General features: G+C 73.8%; 15 protein-coding genes and 1 tRNA gene. 9 read left to right on the top strand and 7 right to left on the bottom strand.

Annotated elements, in window-relative coordinates; genetic code table 11:
* The first annotated feature begins 144 nt into the window (after positions 1-144).
* Genes iolB through ACFRU2_RS25190 form a run of 3 tightly spaced genes read left to right on the top strand, consistent with a single transcriptional unit; the run spans position 145 to position 4,360 of the window.
* Positions 145-972: a 5-deoxy-glucuronate isomerase gene (iolB, locus tag ACFRU2_RS25200; RefSeq protein ID WP_382976355.1), complete on the top strand. Its 828-nt coding sequence runs from the start codon at positions 145-147 to the stop codon at positions 970-972.
* A complete protein-coding gene (iolD, locus tag ACFRU2_RS25195) occupies positions 969-2,849 on the top strand; it encodes a 3D-(3,5/4)-trihydroxycyclohexane-1,2-dione acylhydrolase (decyclizing) (RefSeq protein WP_382975888.1) in 1,881 nt (626 codons plus the stop codon). The genes iolB and iolD overlap by 4 nt, the downstream gene beginning before the upstream one ends.
* 11 nt (positions 2,850-2,860) lie before the next feature.
* Complete coding sequence (locus ACFRU2_RS25190; RefSeq protein WP_382975885.1) at positions 2,861-4,360, top strand: CoA-acylating methylmalonate-semialdehyde dehydrogenase; 1,500 nt, start codon at positions 2,861-2,863, stop codon at positions 4,358-4,360.
* 122 nt (positions 4,361-4,482) lie between these two features.
* On the opposite strand, the gene ACFRU2_RS25185 is transcribed toward ACFRU2_RS25190, so the two are convergent.
* The 5 genes from ACFRU2_RS25185 to ACFRU2_RS25165 all read right to left on the bottom strand — a co-directional run bounded on the left by ACFRU2_RS25185 (position 4,483) and on the right by ACFRU2_RS25165 (position 10,409).
* The gene (locus ACFRU2_RS25185; protein WP_382975882.1) at positions 4,483-5,697 is read right to left on the bottom strand and encodes a hypothetical protein; all 1,215 of its coding nucleotides are present in this window, start codon (positions 5,695-5,697) and stop codon (positions 4,483-4,485) included.
* A gap of 72 nt (positions 5,698-5,769) precedes the next feature.
* A complete protein-coding gene (locus tag ACFRU2_RS25180) occupies positions 5,770-6,789 on the bottom strand; it encodes a WxL protein peptidoglycan domain-containing protein (protein WP_382975879.1) in 1,020 nt (339 codons plus the stop codon).
* 97 nt (positions 6,790-6,886) lie between these two features.
* Positions 6,887-8,179: a hypothetical protein gene (locus ACFRU2_RS25175; RefSeq protein ID WP_382975876.1), complete on the bottom strand. Its 1,293-nt coding sequence runs from the start codon at positions 8,177-8,179 to the stop codon at positions 6,887-6,889.
* 285 nt (positions 8,180-8,464) lie between these two features.
* Entirely contained in the window at positions 8,465-9,733 is a 1,269-nt protein-coding gene (locus ACFRU2_RS25170; RefSeq protein ID WP_382975874.1) for a S8 family peptidase, read from the bottom strand.
* A 262-nt stretch (positions 9,734-9,995) separates the two neighbouring features.
* A complete protein-coding gene (locus ACFRU2_RS25165) occupies positions 9,996-10,409 on the bottom strand; it encodes a GNAT family N-acetyltransferase (RefSeq protein ID WP_382975871.1) in 414 nt (137 codons plus the stop codon).
* Between the two features lie 624 nt (positions 10,410-11,033).
* On the opposite strand from ACFRU2_RS25165, the gene ACFRU2_RS25160 reads away from it, so the two are divergent.
* Positions 11,034-11,690 (top strand): nucleoside deaminase, encoded by a 657-nt coding sequence (locus tag ACFRU2_RS25160; protein ID WP_382975868.1) that lies wholly within the window; start codon positions 11,034-11,036, stop codon positions 11,688-11,690.
* 20 nt (positions 11,691-11,710) lie between these two features.
* Here the strand turns inward: ACFRU2_RS25160 and ACFRU2_RS25155 are convergent, their stop codons facing one another.
* Positions 11,711-12,280, bottom strand: coding sequence for a hypothetical protein (locus ACFRU2_RS25155; RefSeq protein WP_382975865.1), 570 nt, complete (start codon positions 12,278-12,280; stop codon positions 11,711-11,713).
* Between the two features lie 318 nt (positions 12,281-12,598).
* Between ACFRU2_RS25155 and ACFRU2_RS25150 the strand changes: the two genes are divergently transcribed.
* Positions 12,599-13,057, top strand: a complete 459-nt coding sequence (locus ACFRU2_RS25150; RefSeq protein WP_382976353.1) for a phospholipase — start codon at positions 12,599-12,601, stop codon at positions 13,055-13,057.
* Positions 13,058-13,214: 157 nt separating this feature from the next.
* On the opposite strand, the gene ACFRU2_RS25145 is transcribed toward ACFRU2_RS25150, so the two are convergent.
* Positions 13,215-13,287, bottom strand: a tRNA-Arg gene (locus ACFRU2_RS25145).
* Between the two features lie 332 nt (positions 13,288-13,619).
* On the opposite strand from ACFRU2_RS25145, the gene ACFRU2_RS25140 reads away from it, so the two are divergent.
* The 4 genes from ACFRU2_RS25140 to ACFRU2_RS25125 all read left to right on the top strand — a co-directional run bounded on the left by ACFRU2_RS25140 (position 13,620) and on the right by ACFRU2_RS25125 (position 19,026).
* Positions 13,620-15,248, top strand: coding sequence for a dynamin family protein (locus ACFRU2_RS25140; protein ID WP_382975862.1), 1,629 nt, complete (start codon positions 13,620-13,622; stop codon positions 15,246-15,248).
* A 4-nt stretch (positions 15,249-15,252) separates the two neighbouring features.
* A complete protein-coding gene (locus tag ACFRU2_RS25135; RefSeq protein WP_382975859.1) occupies positions 15,253-17,079 on the top strand; it encodes a GTPase in 1,827 nt (608 codons plus the stop codon).
* Positions 17,080-17,215: 136 nt separating this feature from the next.
* A complete protein-coding gene (locus ACFRU2_RS25130) occupies positions 17,216-17,623 on the top strand; it encodes a single-stranded DNA-binding protein (protein ID WP_250739535.1) in 408 nt (135 codons plus the stop codon).
* A gap of 68 nt (positions 17,624-17,691) precedes the next feature.
* The gene (locus tag ACFRU2_RS25125) at positions 17,692-19,026 is read left to right on the top strand and encodes a thioester domain-containing protein (RefSeq protein WP_382975856.1); all 1,335 of its coding nucleotides are present in this window, start codon (positions 17,692-17,694) and stop codon (positions 19,024-19,026) included.
* The last annotated feature ends 7 nt before the right edge of the window (positions 19,027-19,033 follow it).

The raw sequence follows: 19,033 nt of genomic DNA, 5'->3' as shown, positions 1-19,033 counted from the left end.
TTTTTTTTCTGTGGGGGGGGGGGGTGGGGGTTTGGTGGCGGGGCCCTCCCCCCCCCCCCTCCTTTCACAGAAGGGGGGGCCCCCCCCCCCGGCCCCCCACCCCGGGGCTCCGCCCCGGACCCCGCGCCTCAAACGCCGGCGAGGCTGAATCGTCGACCCTCCGCGCCACCGCCCCCCACAGGCCCGCACACGCACCCTGACGCGCCCCACAACCAGGCCGCCCCCGGCCACAATTCAGCCCCTCCGGCGTTTGAGGAGCGGGGTCCGGGGCAGGGCCCCGGGAGCGGAGCGCAGGGGTTCCGGCTTCGGGGGCGGCGCGGGGTGTTCGACGGTCCCACCGACTTCGCCTACCTGCCCCGGGACGGGAGCGCCGAGATCCGGTCGGGCGCAGGCGGCCGGTTCGCCCTCGTCGGCGCGCGCTGCGATCGCCGCCTCCCCGCCCGGTACGGGCCCGCCGCCGAGGTCCCCGTAGAGCTCCGCGGAAGCGGGCAGTGCTCCCGCCAGGTCAACAACTTCGCCGCCGCCGGCGTCTTCGACTGCGACCGCCTCATCGCCGTGGAGGTCCTCACCCCCGGCGGCAACTGGTCCTCGTACCCGCCCCACAAGCACGACGAGCACCACCCCGGCGAGGAATCCCGGCTGGAGGAGATCTACTACTTCGAGATCGCCCCGCACGGGAACACGCCCGGCCTCGGCTATCAGCGTGTCAGCCCGTCCCCGGCGGGGAAGACCGACATCCTCACCGAGGTGAGGACCGGTGACGCGGTCCTCATCCCGGACGGCTGGCACGGTCCCTCCATCGCCGCGCCCGGCCACGACATGTACTACCTCAACGTCATGGCGGGACCCGGCGCGACCCGGGAGTGGCTCATCCGGGACCACCCCGACCACGGGTGGATCCGCTCCACCTGGACCGACCAGGACATCGACCCCCGGCTGCCCTTCCACGACCGAGCGGAGGACCCCGCATGACACACACCGTCCGGCTCACCGTCGCGCAGGCCCTCGTCCGCTTCCTCACCCGGCAGTACACCGAGCGCGACGGACGCCGCCGCAGGCTGATCGCCGCCACCTGGGGGATCTTCGGCCACGGGAACGTCGCCGGGATCGGCCAGGCGCTGCTGGAGAGCGGCCGCGGGGAGATGCCGTTCCTGCAGGGCCGCAACGAGCAGGCCATGGTGCACGCCGCCGTCGGGTACGCGCGGCAGAGCGGGCGGCTGTCCGCGCACGCCGTCACCACCTCCATCGGCCCGGGCGCCACCAACCTCGTCACCGGGGCCGCCCTCGCCACCATCAACCGGATCCCGGTGCTCCTGCTGCCCGGGGACGCCTTCGCGACCCGGCCCGCAGACCCCGTGCTCCAGCAGCTGGAGGTCCCCCATGCGGGTGATGTCTCCGTCAACGACACCCTGCGGCCGGTGTCCCGGTACTTCGACCGCGTCACCCGTCCCGAAGCCCTGATCCCCGCCGCGCTGCACGCCGTACGGGTCCTCACCGACCCGGTGAGCACCGGCGCCGTCACCCTCGCGCTGCCGCAGGACGTACAGGCCGAGGCGTACGACTGGCCGGAGGAGTTCTTCGCCGAGCGGGTGTGGGGCGTACGCCGCCCCCGGCCCGACCGCACCGAGCTCGCGGCCGCCGCCCGGGCCGTACGGGGCGCCGCGCGGCCGCTGATCATCGCCGGCGGCGGGATCCGGCACAGCGCCGCGGGCGCGGCGCTGGCGGAGTTCGCCGAGGCCACCGGGATCCCGGTGGCCTCCACCCAGGCGGGCAAGGGGGCCCTGCCGTGGGACCACCCCGCCGACGTGGGCGGGATCGGGCACACCGGCACGGCCACCGCCGACGCGCTGGCCCGCGAAGCCGATGTGGTGATCGCCGCCGGGACCCGGCTCACCGATTTCACCACCGCCTCCGCGACGCTCTTCCAGCACCCCGGCGTGCGGTTCCTCGGGCTCAACCTCGACCCGTACGACGCCCACAAACTCGCCGCCCGCCCCCTGGTCTGCGATGCGCGGGCGGGCCTGGAGGAACTCCGGGCGGAGGTCGCCGGGTACCGGGTGGACCCCCCGTACGAGGCGGCGTACAAAGAAGGGAAGAGGGCGTGGGAGCGGCTGGTCGACGGGGCCTACGCGGCTCCCGACGAGGACTCCGTCCCGACGCAGGCACAGGTGCTGGGTCTGCTGGACGGCCTCGTCGACGGTGACGACATCCTGATCAATGCCGCCGGTTCGCTCCCCGGGGACCTGCACAAGCTCTGGCGGGCCCGCTCCGCGGACCAGTACCACGTCGAATACGGGTACTCCTGCATGGGCTACGAGATCCCCGCCGCGATCGGCACCGCGCTGGCCGCCCCCGGCCGGCCGGTGTGGGCGCTGGTCGGCGACGGGACGTACCTGATGAACCCGACCGAGATCGTCACCGCCGTGCAGGAGGGGATCCCGGTCAGGCTGGTGATCCTGGACAACCACGGATACGCCTCGATCGGCGGCCTCTCGGAGGCGGTGGGCGCCGAGGGGTTCGGTACCGCCTACCGCTTCCGGGCGGAGGACGGCGCGTACGGCGGTGCGCCGCTGCCGCTGGACCTGGCGGCCAACGCGGCCTCCCTCGGGATGGCCGTCATCCGCCCCCGCACCATCGGTGACCTGCGCAAAGCCCTCGCGGAGGCGCGGGATGCGGACCGTCCCACATGTGTCTACGTGCAGACCCGAACACCCGACACTGTGTCGGGCCCGCCCCCCGCACAGGCGTGGTGGGATGTCCCTGTGGCCGAGACCGCGACCCGTGCGTCGGCGGCCCTGGCCCGAGAAGAGTACGACCGGCAAGCCGCGCAGCGACGTCGCCATCTGTGAAGGAGTTAGGCATGAAGACCGTCAACCACTGGATCGGTGGCAAGACCGTCGAGGGCGCGTCGGGCAACTACGGCCCGGTCACCGACCCGGCCACCGGCGAGGTCACCACGCAGGTCGCCCTCGCGTCCGCCGACGAGGTCGACGCGGCGGTACGGGTCGCCAAGGAGGCGTTCCTGTCCTGGGGGCAGTCCTCGCTGGCCGCCCGCACCAAGGTGCTGTTCGCCTACCGCGCCCTGCTGGACGCCAACCGCGACGCGATCGCCGACCTGATCGTCGCCGAGCACGGCAAGGTGCACTCCGACGCGCTGGGCGAGGTCGCCCGCGGCCTGGAGATCGTCGAGCTGGCCTGCGGGATCACCGTGCAGCTCAAGGGCGAGCTGTCCACCTCGGTGTCCAGCCGCGTGGACGTCTCCTCGATCCGCCAGCCGATCGGCGTCGTCGCGGGCATCACCCCGTTCAACTTCCCGGCGATGGTGCCGATGTGGATGTTCCCGCTGGCCGTGGCCTGCGGCAACACCTTCATCCTCAAGCCGAGCGAGAAGGACCCCTCGGCCTCCACGCTGCTGGCGCAGCTGGCGAGCCAGGCCGGCCTGCCGGCGGGCGTCCTCAACGTCGTCCACGGTGACAAGGTCGCCGTCGACGCGCTCCTCGCGCACCCCGACGTCGCGGCCGTCTCCTTCGTGGGCTCGACCCCGATCGCCCGCCACATCCACGCCACCGCCTCCGCCAACGGCAAGCGCGTCCAGGCCCTGGGCGGCGCCAAGAACCACATGCTGGTGCTGCCGGACGCCGACCTGGACGCCGCCGCCGACGCCGCGGTCTCGGCGGCCTACGGCTCGGCCGGCGAGCGCTGCATGGCCATCTCCGCGGTCGTGGCCGTCGGCTCCATCGGCGACGCCCTCGTGGACAAGATCCGCGAGCGCGCCGAGAAGATCAAGATCGGCCCCGGCAACGACCCGACCTCCGAGATGGGCCCGCTGATCACCGCGGCCCACCGCGACAAGGTCGCCTCGTACGTGACGGGCGCGGCCGCGCAGGGCGCCGACGTGGTCCTGGACGGCACCGGCTACACGGTGGAGGGCAACGAGAACGGCCACTGGATCGGCCTCTCGCTGCTGGACAACGTCAAGACCGACTCCGACGCCTACCGCGACGAGATCTTCGGCCCGGTGCTGTGCGTGCTGCGCGTCGACACCTACGAGGAGGGCGTGGCGCTCATGAACGCCTCGCCGTTCGGCAACGGCACCGCCATCTTCACCCGTGACGGCGGCGCCGCCCGCCGGTTCCAGCTGGAGATCGAGGCGGGCATGGTCGGCGTCAACGTGCCGATCCCGGTGCCGGTGGGCTACCACTCCTTCGGTGGCTGGAAGGACTCGCTCTTCGGCGACCTGCACATCTACGGCAACGACGGCATCCAGTTCTACACCCGGGGCAAGGTCGTCACGACCCGCTGGCCCGACCCGTCGGACGCCCCGGCCGGTGTCGACCTGGGATTCCCGCGCAACCACTGATGACCGCATGACCGCGTGACCGTGTCGTAGGACCGCGTCGTAGGACTGCTCGCCCCCCGCAACCCTCACCGCGGGGGGCGAGCCCGTTTCCGGGCCGCCCCCCCGGCCGGGAGCGGCTCGGCTCAGAGCAGTGACCAGACGTCCGCCGCCGCCGTCTGCGACCAGACGGGGTCGCCGTGCCCGTAGCCCGGGACGACGGTGAAGCGGACCCGCCGGTTGCCGCCGGCCCGGATCAGCCGGGGCCCGCGGGTGTGGTCGCCGCGGCCCAGCTCGGTGTTGATCCACACCACCTCGGCGGAGATCGCCCCCCAGTCGATCGCGTACGTCTTCTCGTCGCCCGCCCAGATCGCCGCCAGGTCCCGTGCCAGCGCGTTCGGGATCAGCCCGCTGCCCAGGCCGGCGGTGGCCGCGTGCCAGGTCGCCAGCGTGGCGTGGGTGAGGCCGAAGCGGTCCCCGGCCGGGGTGGCTCCGAAGGCGTACGAGCCCGCGGCGTGGCCCTGGGTGTGGATCCAGTCCGCCGGGCCGGGCAGCAGGGCGGTGCGGACCAGCACGAAGTGGGCGAGCCCGGCGTGGGTGAAGCGGAGCCCGGGGTCCGGGGGCCAGGGGACCTCCGAGGAGCCCGCCGGGTCGGTGACGGCCCGGGCGAACAGCGCCGCCAGGCCCGGGTCCGTCGCGTACGCGCCCCGCTCGATCAGGGCCTCGTACGCGTCCCGGGTCTGGGCCGCCCGTACGGCCAGGTCGCCGGAGTAGGGGCCGGTCGTGTCCAGCGCCACCACCCGGGTCAGGCGGGGCGAGTCGTCGTGCGCGGCCGCGTCCAGGGCGAGCAGGGCCCCGGCGGAGTGGCCGACGTACTGGTACGGCAGCCCGAGCGCCCCGTCCAGCGCCTCCACGACCGCGGCCAGATCCCGGCGGTGCGCCGCGAGGCCCCAGTCGGGGCCGATGTCCTCCGCGGCCGCGGCGTCCGCGCGCGGGGTGACGCCGACGACGAGCAGGCCCTCGCGGCGCAGCCGGTGGGCGAGGTTCAGGTCGGACGGTGTGAAGAAGGCGGAGCCGAAGTTCAGTCCGGCGCCCGGCAGGAGGTACGCGATCCCGTGCGGGGTCCGCCGGGTGTCCGCGACCACGTCCACCGCGACCGGGGCCGGACCGCCGTCGTCGAGCGGGAGCGTGAGCCGGATCCAGCCGTCCCCCGGGACGTACACCGCGGTGCCGGTGCCCAGCGTCCGCTCGACGAGGGTCAGCAGTCCGATCCCCGCCGTGCCGGCGTCCGCCGGCGTACCTGCGGGGACGGTTCCGTGCGCCGGCCGGCCGGGCCCCGCTTCGCCGTGCTGTCGTGCCATGTGTGGTGCCCCCCGGCGCCGTTGCCTACCCGGCGATGGCCGGATGCCGTCACCTGGGGACACCTTTGCCGATCAGCGCGCTTCAGCCAAGTCCGGTGCCGGTTCCGGCCGTTCGGCGGCGGCCCGGCGGCGCCGGCGCAGCACCCGGGCGGCGATGGCGGCGCCGGCCAGCACCAGGAGGGCGCCGAGTGCGGTCCACGGCACGGCGAGGAACCCCGTAGTGGAAGAGGAGACGAGGTCGGGGTAGGCGGAGGCGCCTGCGGTGATGTCGACGGTGACCCAGTCCGACTGGGGTGCGTCCGCCCACTCCTCGGTCAGTTCGATCCGCTGGCCCGGCAGCAGGACGAGCTTCAGCTCACGGGACGACCGGTCGAGCACCCGGCGGCCGAACAGCCCCTCGGCGGAGACCGTCACCTTCGGCTCGACGACCACGTTGCCCCGGTTGACCAGGGAGTACGTGATCTTGGCGCGGGCGTCCTTGACCCAGGGCAGCAGCGGCGCCGCCCTGCTGACCTTCACGTCCTCCACGCTCAGCCCCGGGGTCACCGGCCCCGGCACCCGGAAGTACAGCCGGGCGCCGACCTGGCGCTTCACTCCGACCTGGACCTTGCCCTCCTGCTGGATGCCCTCCACCTCGGTGTTGAGGGCGACGATCCCGCCCACGTGGTCACCGGGCGTCGCGTCCGCCGGGACCTTCACGGAGAACGGGAAGTCCTTGCGGCCCTTGGGCGGCACGGTGACGGTGGTCTTCGCCTCGGGCGGCAGCACGACCCACGTGCCCACGTCCTTGGGCTTCGTCTCCACCGGCAGCAGCGCGAACCCGCCGCCCACCGGGGTGTTGACGGCGTCGGTGGCGAAGATCTGGAACGTCAGCTCCTTGTCGGAGGAGTTCACGATCGTCGCGCTGTCGCTGATGGTGGTGCCGGCCTCGCCCTGGTGGAAGAAGTACGCCCGGTCCGTCATCGCCGCACCGGCCGGGGGTGTCGGGAAGACGCCCCAGGTGCCGTTGTCCGCGGCCGTCGCGGGAAGGGCCGGGAGCAGCAGGGCGGCGAGGCCGAGGAGCAGGCCGAGGAGGAGGGTGCGGGTGCGCATGGGCGGTTCTCCAGTCGGGCCGGACGGGGAAGGGGATCGCTGGTGGGGTTCAGCGGGGGAGGGGGATGCGCGGAAGGGTGGAGCGGGGTCGTACGGGTCAGGCGATCGAGAAGGTGACGACCGACTGGTAGCTGTCCGCGAACATGAACGGCGGGAGCTGGATCATTCCGGCTCCGCCGATCTCGAACTCGCCGCCGGTCAGGTTGTCACCGCCCGCGGCCGCCGAGGCGACCTTCAGCGGGACGTCGGAGATCGCACCGGGCGCACCGACGGTGCAGGCGCTCGGGCTGGCCGGGTTGGTCACCTTGCAGGTCGGCTGGATGCCGATCTGCGCCGTGGCCATGGAGTGTCCGGTGACCGAGTTCAGGAACGGGGTCCGGGTCGCCGAGACGTCCCAGCCGAGGGTCCCGCCGCGGAAGTCCTGGACGGCCATCGCGGTGAACTGGCCGACGACCGACTGGGACTTGCCGTTGATGGTGACCGAACCGAAGCTGACGGCGGGGTTGCCCGCCTGCGGGCCGATGGCCAGCGGGCCGGGCAGGACCTCCACGTCGACCGGGTTCTGCACACCGGGCTGCTCGACGATGAAGGAGTAGTCCTTGTACGGCGGGACCGCGCCGTCGATCCGGATCTTGTCGGCAGGCTGGTTGACGATGATGTTGCAGGTCGCGACGCCGGCCGCGGTGGCCGTGCCGGTACCCGTGTCACCCGTGGCCGTACCGTTCTTGAGCGCGGAGCAGGTGACCGCACCCACCGGGAAGTTGGCGCCCGTGACGACGACTTCCTGGCCGGCCTTGCCGCTGTTGGGCGTCAGCTTGGTGGTGATCGGGTCCTTGGGCAGGGCCTCTACGGCCACCGAGCCGAGCGAGGCGCTCGGACGCGGGTTCGGCGTGCAGGTGGTGGTGAAGACCGAGCCCATGAGGCTCGCGTCGGTCACCGCCAGGTCCAGGGCCACCTGCACGGTGGTGCCCTCGGTGCCGTCCGGGATCTTGACGGTTCCGGAGAAGCCGGCGGGGTCGAGCGGTGTTCCGGCGACCACGTCGACCGTCTCGGGCGGGCTGACGACCGTCTGGAGGGTCGACCCGACCTTGAGGGTGATCTTGGAGACGTTCGTGGTCTTCACCGAGAAGCTGGGGACGACCGGGCTCGGACCCGGGTCGATGGTGATCGGAACCACGTCGCCGGCCTTGGCGCCGTCGGGCAGCGTGATCGTGTAGGGCTGGGTGCCCGAACCACCCGGCTGGGGCGCGGGCGCGACGCAGTCCATCGGGACGGGCGTCGTCTTGGTCGCGGCCTGCGCGGTTCCCGACAGACCCACCACGGCGCCCGTCAGGGCCAGGGACAGAGCGCCAGCCCCGGCCAGAACTCTTCGTCGAAACGTTGTACTCACTGGGTCGCGACTCCTTCGTCATACGAACCCTCCCCCCACCCGCTGTGTGGGGGAGGTCGAGCCGGTGCGGTGGCCGACATTGACGCGTCGCGGGATTGAGAAGTCAATGACTTGCTTTCGCCCGAAGCACACAGAAATTGATGTGCCATCAGGCCGGGTGGAACGGAGGGGCGGATACCTGTTGTCCGGAGCGCAATGCGGGTGGGGCGGGTGGGGTCTCCGGGAGGGGTCTCCGGGTGGTCCGCCGGGGCGGGGCGACGCCGCCGGCGGAGGCTCCCGTACGGGCTACTCGGCGGGCTGCTTCTCGGGCAGCGTGTCGGTCTGCTTCTCGGTCTGCTTGTCGGGCTGCTTGACGGTCGGGACCTGCAGCAACAGGTTCGGCGTTCCGGCCGGCAGGGCGGTGATCCGGTCCCGCACGGAGTCCCGTACGAGGACTTCGGCCACCTGGGCCGGCGTCTGGCGCGGGCCGCCGGCCGCCAGCCCCCGCGCGAGCACCAGCGCGGCCGCGCCCGCCACGTGCGGGGACGCCATCGAGGTGCCGGAGGCGCGGGCGAGGGCCGTGGCGGAGCCCTTCCACGCGGAGGTGACGGCCACGCCGGGGGCGGAAAGATCCACGCAGGCACCGTGGTTGGAGAAGGAGGCTCGCCGGTCCAGTGCGTCCGTCGCGCCCACCGTGAGCGCCTGCGGGACACCGGAGGGGGAGCCGGTGCAGGCGTTCTCGCCCGAGTTGCCCGCAGCGACGGCGAAGGTGATCCCGGACGCGATCGCCCGCGTCACGGCCCGGTTGAGCGCGAAGCTGTAGCCGCCGCCCAGGCTCATGTTGGCCACGGCCGGGGTGGCGGGCGACTTGAGGGCGTCCTTCACCAACCAGTCGATGCCCCGCGTGATGGCCGACAGGGTCGCGTCCCCGCGGCAGTCGGCCACCTTCACGGCGACGAGCGAAACCCCCTTGGCCACCCCGTAGGTGGCTCCGCCGACGGTCCCCGCGACGTGCGTGCCGTGGCCGTTGCAGTCCGTGGCGCCTTCCATGAACACCGCGTTGGCGCCCCACCGGGCCCGGCCGCCGAACTCCTGGTGCAGGGTGTTGATCCCGGTGTCCACGATGTACGCGGTGATCCCCTCGGCCTTGGCCGGGTACGCGTACGAGCCGTCGAGGGGCAACTCGCTCTGGTCGAGCCGGTCCAGGGACCAGGGCGCGGGGGTCTGGACGGCGGGGGCGTCATCGATCCGGAAGAGCGCGTCGGGCTCCACGGAGGCCACCCGGGGATCCGCGGCGAGTTCGGCGGCGCGGGCGGCGGTGGTGCGGACGGCGAAACCGCTCAGGGCGGTGTCGTAGACGTCCCCGACGGTGTCGCCGGAGGCCTCGGCCTCGGCGGCGAGCGCGCGGGTGGCGGCGGCCGCGGAGGCGCGCGTGACGCCGTCCTTGAGGACGACGACGTAGGGGGCGGTGGGGGCGTCGGAGGCGGCGGCTGCGGCGTGTGCGGAGTGCGGCGGCAGGGCGGTGGCCGCCGCCAGCAGTGCGGCGGCCGGGAGCAGCGCGGTGAATGCGGTCATGCCGCCGATGCTCGGCGAGGCACGCCCCGCCCGCGCGGAGGGTGCGCCGACTGGCCCCACGACACGCCGCCCCCGGGGGCGCCGACCGGCCGGGAGGTTTCCCGCGGCGCGGCCGGTGCCGGCCCGGTCCGTGCCCGGTCGGCTCCGGCCCGCACGGTCCGGGCCGGAGCCGCCTTGGCGCCGGCCGGCGCCGTGCGGCCGCTCGGGCCGTGCCTGCCGGGCCGGTGCCCGCTTGCTCCGTGCCCGATCCGCGAGGCACCCGTTAGCGGGTGACGGGCCAGCCGAGCATCCTGAAGACCCCCTCGTCGTGGGCGCCGGCCGCCCCGTACGTGGCCAGCGCGGCTTCGTTGTCGGTGTCGACGCCCACCCACATCCCGTAGCAGCCCCGGGACTCCGCCTCGGTGGCGAGTGCCTCGGTCAGGGCCCGGCCGAGGCCGCGTCGGCGGTGGGCCTCGTCCACGGAGAGCTCGTAGAGGCACATCTCGGTGCCCTTGTCGGGGTGGACCATCTCGATGCCGGAGACCATGCCGACGGGTACGCCGTCGACGTAGGCGATCAGCATCAGGTGCCCCGGTGAGGCGAGGAACCGCTCCGACCAGTCCGCGCGGGCGGGCCCGTCGAAGAGGGCTTCTGCGGCTTGGAGTTCGGCGACGGTGCGTGCGGGGCGGATATCCATGGCGGCGACGATAGCGCTGCCGAGCGCGATGGCGGGAGCGGTGCCGGGAGTGCTGAGGAAGGTGTGGCGGGAGCGGTGAGGAGGGCGTGTCGATGGTGGTTGCGGGAGCGGCGAGGACGGCGGTGTCCCTGGTGACGCAGGGACGGGTGAGGTGGGCGCTGTCGGGAGCGGCGTAAGGGAGCACTGCCGAAGGTGCTGCCGAGAGCGGTGAGGAGAGTGGTGCCGGGAGTGGTGCCGGGAGTGGTGCCGGGAGTGGTGCTCAGAGCGGTGAGGTGGGCGGTGTCGGGAGCGGCGTAGGTGAGCGATGCCGAGAGCGGTGGGGAGGGCCGGAGGGGGAGCGGTGTCGAGGGTGGTGCCGGGAGCGGCGTATTGGGGAGCGCTGCCGAGGCAGTGCTCGGAGAGGCGTGCCGAAGGCGGGGTGATGGTGGGGCGGATGTGGGCTGTGTCCGGGACGGTGGGGCGGTGGTGAAGGCGGTGCCGTGGTGGGGCGTAGGGGGGCGCCGCCGAAGGCAGTGCTCGGAGTGGCGAGGAGAGGCGTGCCGGAGGTGGGGGTGATGGTGGGGCGGTGGGGCGGTGGTGAAGGTGGTGCCGGGGTGGGGTGGAGGTGGTGGCGATAATGGCTGGGTGATCAACGGGGAGCATGGCTTCGACACGGCGTGGCGGGCTGCGCCGGAGCCCCTGCGCAGGGCGCTTGCCCTCGCCTACGAGGCGCTCGCGGCCGGGGGCTTGGCGGTCGGAGCGGTGCTGACGGACGCCGACGGGAAGCCGGTCGCCGAAGGGCGCAACGAGGCCTACGAGGACGGCCCGGGCGTCGGGCCGCTGCGCGGCACACCCCTGGCCCACGCCGAGATGAACGCGCTGGGGGCCGCCCGCACGGGCTGGGACCTGGGCGCGGCGACGCTGTGGAGCACCCAGGAGCCGTGCTCGATGTGCGCGGCCGCAGCCGAGTTCACCGGCGTGGGGCGGGTCCGGTACCTCGCCCCGGACCCGTGGGCGCTGTCGAGCGGCAACGGCGCCGGATCCGACGCCGACCCGGGCCGGCCGCACTGGCTGCTGGTGGCCAATGCCATGTTCCTGCGGAGCGTGGCCGTGGCCTCGGAGGGCTCCGGGGAACCGCAGATCCTGACCCACCACCGGGCCGTCGAACCGGAGACCGCCGCCTTCCACGACAGCCTGCCGCCGGGCCTGCCCACGGCCGCCTCACCGGAGGACTGGCTGCGCCCCCACTGGGCCGGACTCACGGAACTCGCGACGGCCCGCGAGCTGCGTACACGCCGCTGAACCCGCCGGGCGCACCCGGATCAGGGGGCCGTGGCCGACACTTGCCGGACCGGGATGCCGTCCTGCGCCCCCGCTCCTGGAGACGGGGTGCCGTCGGTCCAGGCGTAGACCTCCTTGCCGCGCACCGTGACCTGGTACTGGAGGTCGCCGCGGCACTCGGGCCGCTCCTCGGCCCTGGTGCCCGCCGGCCACCACTTGGCCTCCAGCGCCGTCCCGGCGTGCTTGCCGGGCGTGCCCGCCGAGCACTGCGGGCCGTCCAGCGGGGTCGCGCCCAGCGTGAAGCGGAGCAGCCGCGCCTTGCCGTCGGTGCGCGCCACTATTCGCACGTCGGTCGCGTCCTTCGGCACCCAGCGCGGCAGCACCCATGTCGCCTCCCCGCGCGCCGACTTCCCGTGGCCCGGCTGCCCGTGCCCCGACTCCGCACGCGTCGGAGCGTCGGCGGCCGTCGCGAAGCGCATGCCCTTCTCCTTGAACACCCGGGCGTTGATCGTGTCGGTCAGGGGGTTGGGCGGGAGGTTGGGCAGCGCGATGGCTGCGGTGGCGAGGACTCCCACGGTGGCGGCGGCGATGACGAGAGGGCGGCGGTTCATGTCTACGAGTATTTGCGGCGGCGGCCGTAGTCCGCGTCCCTCCCGAGGCTGAACCGAATCTCTTCCGGAAGGGTGACATCGGCTCATACCTGAGTACCGGTCCGGACCGCCGGCCGAGCCCTGATGGGCCTCCGCCGGGCCCCCGCCGGGCCCCCGTATCCCTCGCGAGACGGATACCGGGCGCCCGCGCGCGCCACCCCGACACCCGTGATGGAGCCCCTCGTTAGAGGACGCGTGCCCCACCCTCCAGCTCCAGCTCCAGCCCCAGCCCCCGCCGACCCAGCCCCCGCCCGCACCCCCACCCGGACCGGAGCCCGCCTGTCCGCTCTCGTCTCCGTCGCCCTGGCCGCCGTACTGGCCCTCGCGCCAACGGCGTTCGCGGCTCGGCAGTCCCCGCCGGTTCCGCTGGTTCCGCAGGACAAGCCGCAGGTGCTGAGCGGCTGGACGCAGTCGGGCGCGGCCAGCCAGGACGCCTGGACCGCGGCGCGCGACAACCGGGCCGAGTGGGAGCCGTACGGCTTCGACTGGTCCACGGACTACTGCACCACGTCCCCGGACAACCCCTTCGGGTTCCCCTTCCGGACGGCCTGCGCCCGCCACGACTTCGGCTACCGCAACTACAAGGCGGCGGGGGAGTTCCGGGCGTCCAAGCCCCGGCTGGACGAGATGTTCCACGCCGACCTGAAGCGGGTCTGCGCCCGCTACTCGGGCGCCCGCAGGGCCTCGTGCGAGGGCACCGCGTGGACCTACTACCAGGCCGTCAAGGCCTTCGAGTAGTCAGCCGAGTAGTCGACCGAGGAGCCCACCGAGCAGTCCGCCGGACCCGCATCGCCGGTCCGGGGCTTACGCAGCCGCTACGGCGGCCGGGTTAGGGTGCCGCTGACCTGCGGAAAAGCCCTCCCGGAAGGGAGGGCTGAGGGATGGGTGGGAGGAGTGCCCCCGGCAGGACTCGAACCTGCGGCCAAGTGCTTAGAAGGCACCTGCTCTATCCACTGAGCTACGGGGGCCGGAAGGTGGCCGTGGTGGCCTGGAGCCCCTGGATGGGGGTGGGGCTGTGGTCCGTGCCGGGTCAAGGATAGGGCTCCGGTTGCCTTGTCCCGGTTGCTTCACTCGCGTGCCACGATGTGGAGGTTCGGTGAAGCGGTCCCGATAATCGCAGGCAGGTGCGATTCTCGCACCGCTTTTGCGCCGTGGCGCCCTGGGTGTTGTGCACTCGTTATGCCTGCGCCCCACTCGTCCGCTGTGTCCGGGATGTGCCGCTGGAGTAGCGCTCGGCGCGCAGAGGACGTATAAGCTTCAAAAATGCTCCTAAATTGGGCATTCTTCGCATGTGGTGACCTTGGATGTTCGGCCTCAGCTGCTCGATGCCCTGTCCGCCCTGCGCGACCGGGTCGCGTCCGTGCGTCTGCCGCTGCCCCTGCCCGGCGCCCCCCGCGCCCGCCAGACCAGAGCGGAGCTGCTCGCGCAGCTCGACGACTACCTCGTACCCCGGCTGAAGGCGCCGGAGGCGCCGCTGCTCGCCGTCGTCGGCGGGTCCACCGGGGCCGGTAAGTCCACCCTCGTCAATTCCCTCGTGGGGCGCCAAGTGAGTGAAGCCGGAGTACTCCGGCCCACGACGCGCACCCCCGTTCTCGTCTGCCATCCGGATGACCACCACTGGTTCGCCGGGGTGCGGGTGCTGCCCGATCTGATGCGGGTCTGGGCTCCCCAGGACGACGAGGACACCCCCGTGTCCGCCCGCAAGTCCGCGCACCGGCCGGGCGACCGGCACGGGCGCGGGTACCCGCCCACCCCCCGCGAGGTGCGGATCGAGACGGTCTCCACCCTGCCCCGCGGCCTCGCCATCCTCGACGCCCCCGACATCGACTCCCTGGTGGTCGACAACCGGACCCTCGCCGCCCAGCTCATCTGCGCCGCGGACGTCTGGGTCATGGTCACCACCGCCTCGCGGTACGCCGACGCCGTGCCCTGGCACCTCCTGCGCACCGCCAAGCAGTACAAGGCCACCCTCGTCACCGTCCTCGACCGGGTCCCGCACCAGGTGCTCGCCGAGGTCTCCCGCCAGTACGGGGCCCTGCTCACGCGGGCCGGGCTCGGCGAGGTGCCCCGGTTCACGGTGCCCGAGCTGCCCGAATCGGCCGGCGGGGGCGGGCTGCTGCCCGCCAGCGCCGTGGCCCCGCTGTTCGCCTGGCTCGCGCACCACGCGCAGGACCCGGCCGCCCGCCAGTACGCCGTCGGGCGCACCGCGCTCGGCGCGCTCGACTCCCTCGGGCGCCGGATGCCGGAGCTCGCCTCGGCCGTCGCGGCCCAGCACGCCGCCGCCGTACGGCTGACGTTCGCCGTCGAGGACGCGTACAAGCGGGAGGGCAAGCGGGTCCGGGGCCGCCTGGACCGGGGCGCCGTACTCGCCGGGGACGCACTGACCCGCTGGCGCGGCTATCCGCTCGACACCAGCGCCGACGAACTGCTCGACTCCCTCGCGGAATCCCTCGCGGCGCTGCTCCAGTGCGCCGTCGCCGCCGCCGACGAACGCATCGCGGAGGCCTGGCGGCGCGAGCCCGCCGCCGGCGCGGTGTCCCTGCCGGCCCCCGACCGGGAGGCGGCGGAACGTATCGGCATGGCCGTACGCCGCTGGCGGCGCGTGCTGGAGGAACTCGCCGAGGAAGAGGTGGCGCGGCTCGACAAGCAGCCCGCGCCCGACCCCGACGGGGTCGCCGCCCTGCTGGTCGCGGCCCTCCTCGGAGGCAAGCGGGCCCGGCCGGCCGGGGAGAAGCTCGCCGAGCGGATCGGAGTCCAGGCCGCCGTACGCCTGCGCGACCGGGGCGGCGAGCTCGTCGCCGAGCACCTCGACCAGGTGCTGCGCGCCGAACGCGACCGCCGCCTCGCCCCGATCGAAGCGCTCGAAGTGAGTCCCGAACCCCAGGCCGAGCTGATCGCCGCGCTGTCCGTACTGCAGAAGGAGAGGTGACGCGGTGACCGCCCTGACCGACCGCACCGACGACCGCTGGGACGACGGACTGATCGCCCGCTCGCGCCCCCGGACCAGCGAGGACGACTGGCCCGGGAGCGGTGACGAGGAGGGCGACGAAGCACTCGTACGGGCGGTTTCCGGCGCCGGAAGCGACGGCGGCAAGGCCCCGGCGCCCCCGCTCAGCCCCGAGGCCCAGGCCCTGCGGGTCCGCCTCGACGCGCTGCGCCAGCTCATCGGGCTGTCCCGGACCAGGATCCTCGACGGAAAGACCCTCGCCGAAGCCGGACGCGTCCTGGACGAGGCGGCCGCGCGCCGCGGCCTGTCGGCGCAGCACACGGTCGTCGCCATCGCCGGAGCCACCGGAAGCGGCAAGTCCACGCTCTTCAACTCACTCGCCGGAGTGCAGATCTCCGAGACCGGGCTGCGCAGGCCGACGACCGCCGCACCCATCGCGTGCAGTTGGTCCGACGGAGCCGCGGGCCTGCTGGACCGGCTGGAGATCCCCGGACGGCTGCGCCGCCGCCCCCGCGAGACCTCGGAGGCCGAGGTGCTGCGCGGCATGGTCCTCGTGGACCTGCCCGACCTGGACTCGGCCGTCGGCGCCCACCGCGACCACGTGGACCGGGTCCTGGCACTGGTCGACGCGGTGGTGTGGGTGGTGGACCCGGAGAAGTACGCGGACGCCGTCCTGCACGAGCGGTACCTGCGCCCGCTGGCCGGGCACGCGGAGGTGACCTTCGTCGTGCTGAACCAGGTGGACCGGCTGCCGGGAGAGGCCGCCGATCTCGTACTGGACGACCTGCGCCGGCTCCTCGACGACGACGGGATCGCACTCGGCGAACACGGCGAGCCGGGGGCCACCGTCATCGGACTTTCCGCCCTTACGGGTGAAGGCGTCGGGGAACTGCGCGAGATGCTCGGACAGTTCACCCAGGAGAAGGGCGCCGCGACCCGCCGCATCTCCGCCGATGTCGACAAGGCCGCGGCCCGCCTGCGGCCGCTCTACGTGGCCGACGGCCACGCCGGGCCGGAGATCGGGGAGACCGCGCGCGCCGAGTTCGAGGACCGGCTCGCAGAGGCGGTCGGGGCGTACGCGGCCGGGCTCGCCGCCGAGCGGGCCTGGCGGCGCAACGCCGGAAAGGCCTGCGGCACCCCGTGGCTGCGCCTGTGGCGGTGGTACGAGAGCCGGCGCTCCCCGCGCTCGCTGGCCGGCCTCGCCGCCCTGGCGGCGATCGGACGTTCCCCGGCGGCGTCCGAAGCGCCGGTCGAGGAAGAGGTGACGGCCCGCCAGCGGGTGGAACAGGCCGTACGGACCGTCGCCGACGAGGCGGTCCACGGGCTGCCCGACCCCTGGGCGCAGGCCGTACGGGAGACCGCGGTCCGCGGCGCCGAAGGGCTCCCCCAGGCGCTGGACGAGATCGCGGTGACCCTCGGGCCGGCCGTCGCGGTGCCCAGCGCCCGCCCGCCGCGGCCCTCGTGGTGGCCGGCGGCGGTGCTGGCACAGGCCGCCATGACCCTGCTCCAGATCTACGGCGGGCTGTGGCTGGTCGGGCAGATCGCCGGGGTGCTGGAGCCGAGCCTGATGCCGCCGGTCCTGCTGATGGTGGCCGGCATCATCGGCGGACCCCTCGTGGAGTGGGCCTGTTCGATCGGGGCCAGGGGTCCGGCACGACGCTACGGGCAGGACGCGGAGCGGCGGCTGCGCGAGGCTGCGGCCGGCTGCGGCCGGGCCCGGGTGCTGGAACCGGTCGCGGCGGAGCTGCTGCGCTACCGGGAGGTGCGCGAGCAGTACGCGACGGTGGCGAAGTTGTCCACAAGCCGTCAGTAGTCCACAGCCGCCGACGGGTTCCGGCCGTCCGGGCCAGCATGGTCGTACCCCGTGCGGATGGTCCGGGCGGGTACGGAATGCGGGTCGCAGCGGTGCGTGGTCGAGCGCGCCGCCGGACCCCGGAAGGGCGGCCGGGATGAACGACACCCAGGTGACGCTGGTGGGCTACGTGGCCACGCAGATCGACTACAAGGACACGGCGAGCGGCCCGGCGGCCCGGTTCCGCTTCGCGGTCACCCCGAGGTACTACGACCGGAAGAAGGAGACCTGGGCGGATGCGCCCACCAGTTTCTACACGGTGTGGGCCCGGCGCGGCCTCGCCGTGAACCTCGCCGGATCCGTCTCCGTCGGTGAACCGCTGGTGGTGCACGGAAGGCTGCGGGTGCGGGAGGACCCGCCCGACGGGGAGGGCAACCGGTGGTTCTCGGCCAACATCGACGCGACCGCCATCGGGCACGACCTGAACCGCGGCACGGCGGCCTTCCGGCGGGTGGTCAGGACGGACGTGCCGCTGATGGCCCCTCAGAAGGCGGCGGTGGTCTGAGTGTTCGAGGAGGCTAGGATTCCCCGGTACTCACGGGCACCTGGGCCTTCGGCCCGAAGGGGAAGACTGTGTCGATTGCCGTTCCCGCTCCCTCCGCTCCTGCCGCCGCCATGGGCCTGGCTCCTGTCGGCACTCCTGGCGGCGCTCCGCTTCCCCCTGCCGGGCAGGCCTGCGACGCACCGGCGACGCGCACCACGTCCGCCGCTGCCATACGGGGCTCCGTGCGCCGGCCGATCGCGGTGGCCCTGCTCGCCGCCGCGCTGGCCGGGGCACCGGGTGCGATCGCGGCCGCCGACGCCGGCCCGGCCGCACCCAGGACGCCGGAGGGAGCGAGCGCCGTCCTGGACGGGCTGAAGACGTACGGACAGGCCGTCCTGCGCGGCACGGACGGGACCGCGCGGCAGATCCCGGCGGGACTGTACGAGATGCGGGTCGACGGCGGCGGCATGCTCCAGACGTACGGAGTCGGCGTCGCGGGCGATGCGCAGCCCCAGGCCCGGTTCACGGAGGCCGGGTGGAGCGGCACGCCGCTCGCCGGGAACGGCGAGGCGGGCCGGATCCGCTGGGTGCTGGAGCACTCCTACCCCCAGCTGAACGATCTGGCCGGACTCGCCAAGGCGGCCGGAGCCGGGGCGCTCACCGCGGAGAGCGCCGCGGCCGGGACCCAGGTGGCCATCTGGCGTCTGGCCGAGGGCGCATGGGTGGAGGCCGTCGACCCGCAGGCGGAGAAGCTGGCCGACTACCTCCAGCGGGAGGCGCGGCGGCTGCCCGAACCGCCGGCGTCACTCGCGGTCGATCCCGGCGAGGTGTCGGGGCCGCTGGGCACCCGGATCGGGCCGGTCACCGTGCGGACGGGAGCGCAGAGCGTGAGCGTGACCCCGGACGCGGCGGCCGTGGCCATGGGGGTGCGGGTGGTGGACGCCCAAGGTCTGCCGGTCGGCTCCGCGGTCAACGGGGGGAAGCTGTTCTTCGAGGTGCCGGAGGGGACACCGGACGGCAGCGCCGAGATCACCCTCCGCGGATCCACCCGCGTGCCGGTCGGGCGGGTCTTCACCAGCGGGGTCCCGGCGCAGGTCCAGATCGTGGCCGGCTCCAGCGAGTCCGCGGCGGTGGCCACGGCGAAGGCGACGTGGCCGCGGCTCCCCGCAGCCCAGCCGGCCGACGACGCGGCGGCGTCGGGCGGGGCGATGACCGCGATGGGCGCGCTGTCGGAATCCGCCCCGCCCGTGGACTCGGACAGCTCCGAGGAACGGCTGGCCGCCAGCGGCAGCTCGGCGGCCACCCCGGTGATCGCCTCCCTGGCGGTGGGCCTGGTCGTCCTGGGCGGCCTGGTCGTCCTCCTCCTGCGCAAGCGCCCCCTGGAGGACGGCCCCACCCCGGACCGGACGCCGGACCCGGAGTAGGACCGGG

The organism is Streptomyces sp. NPDC056883 (assembly GCF_042788835.1).
GTDB classification, from domain to species: domain Bacteria; phylum Actinomycetota; class Actinomycetes; order Streptomycetales; family Streptomycetaceae; genus Streptomyces; species Streptomyces stoeckheimensis.
Note: the sequence above shows the minus strand (reverse complement) of the source record. Positions and strands in the feature narration are given on the sequence as shown.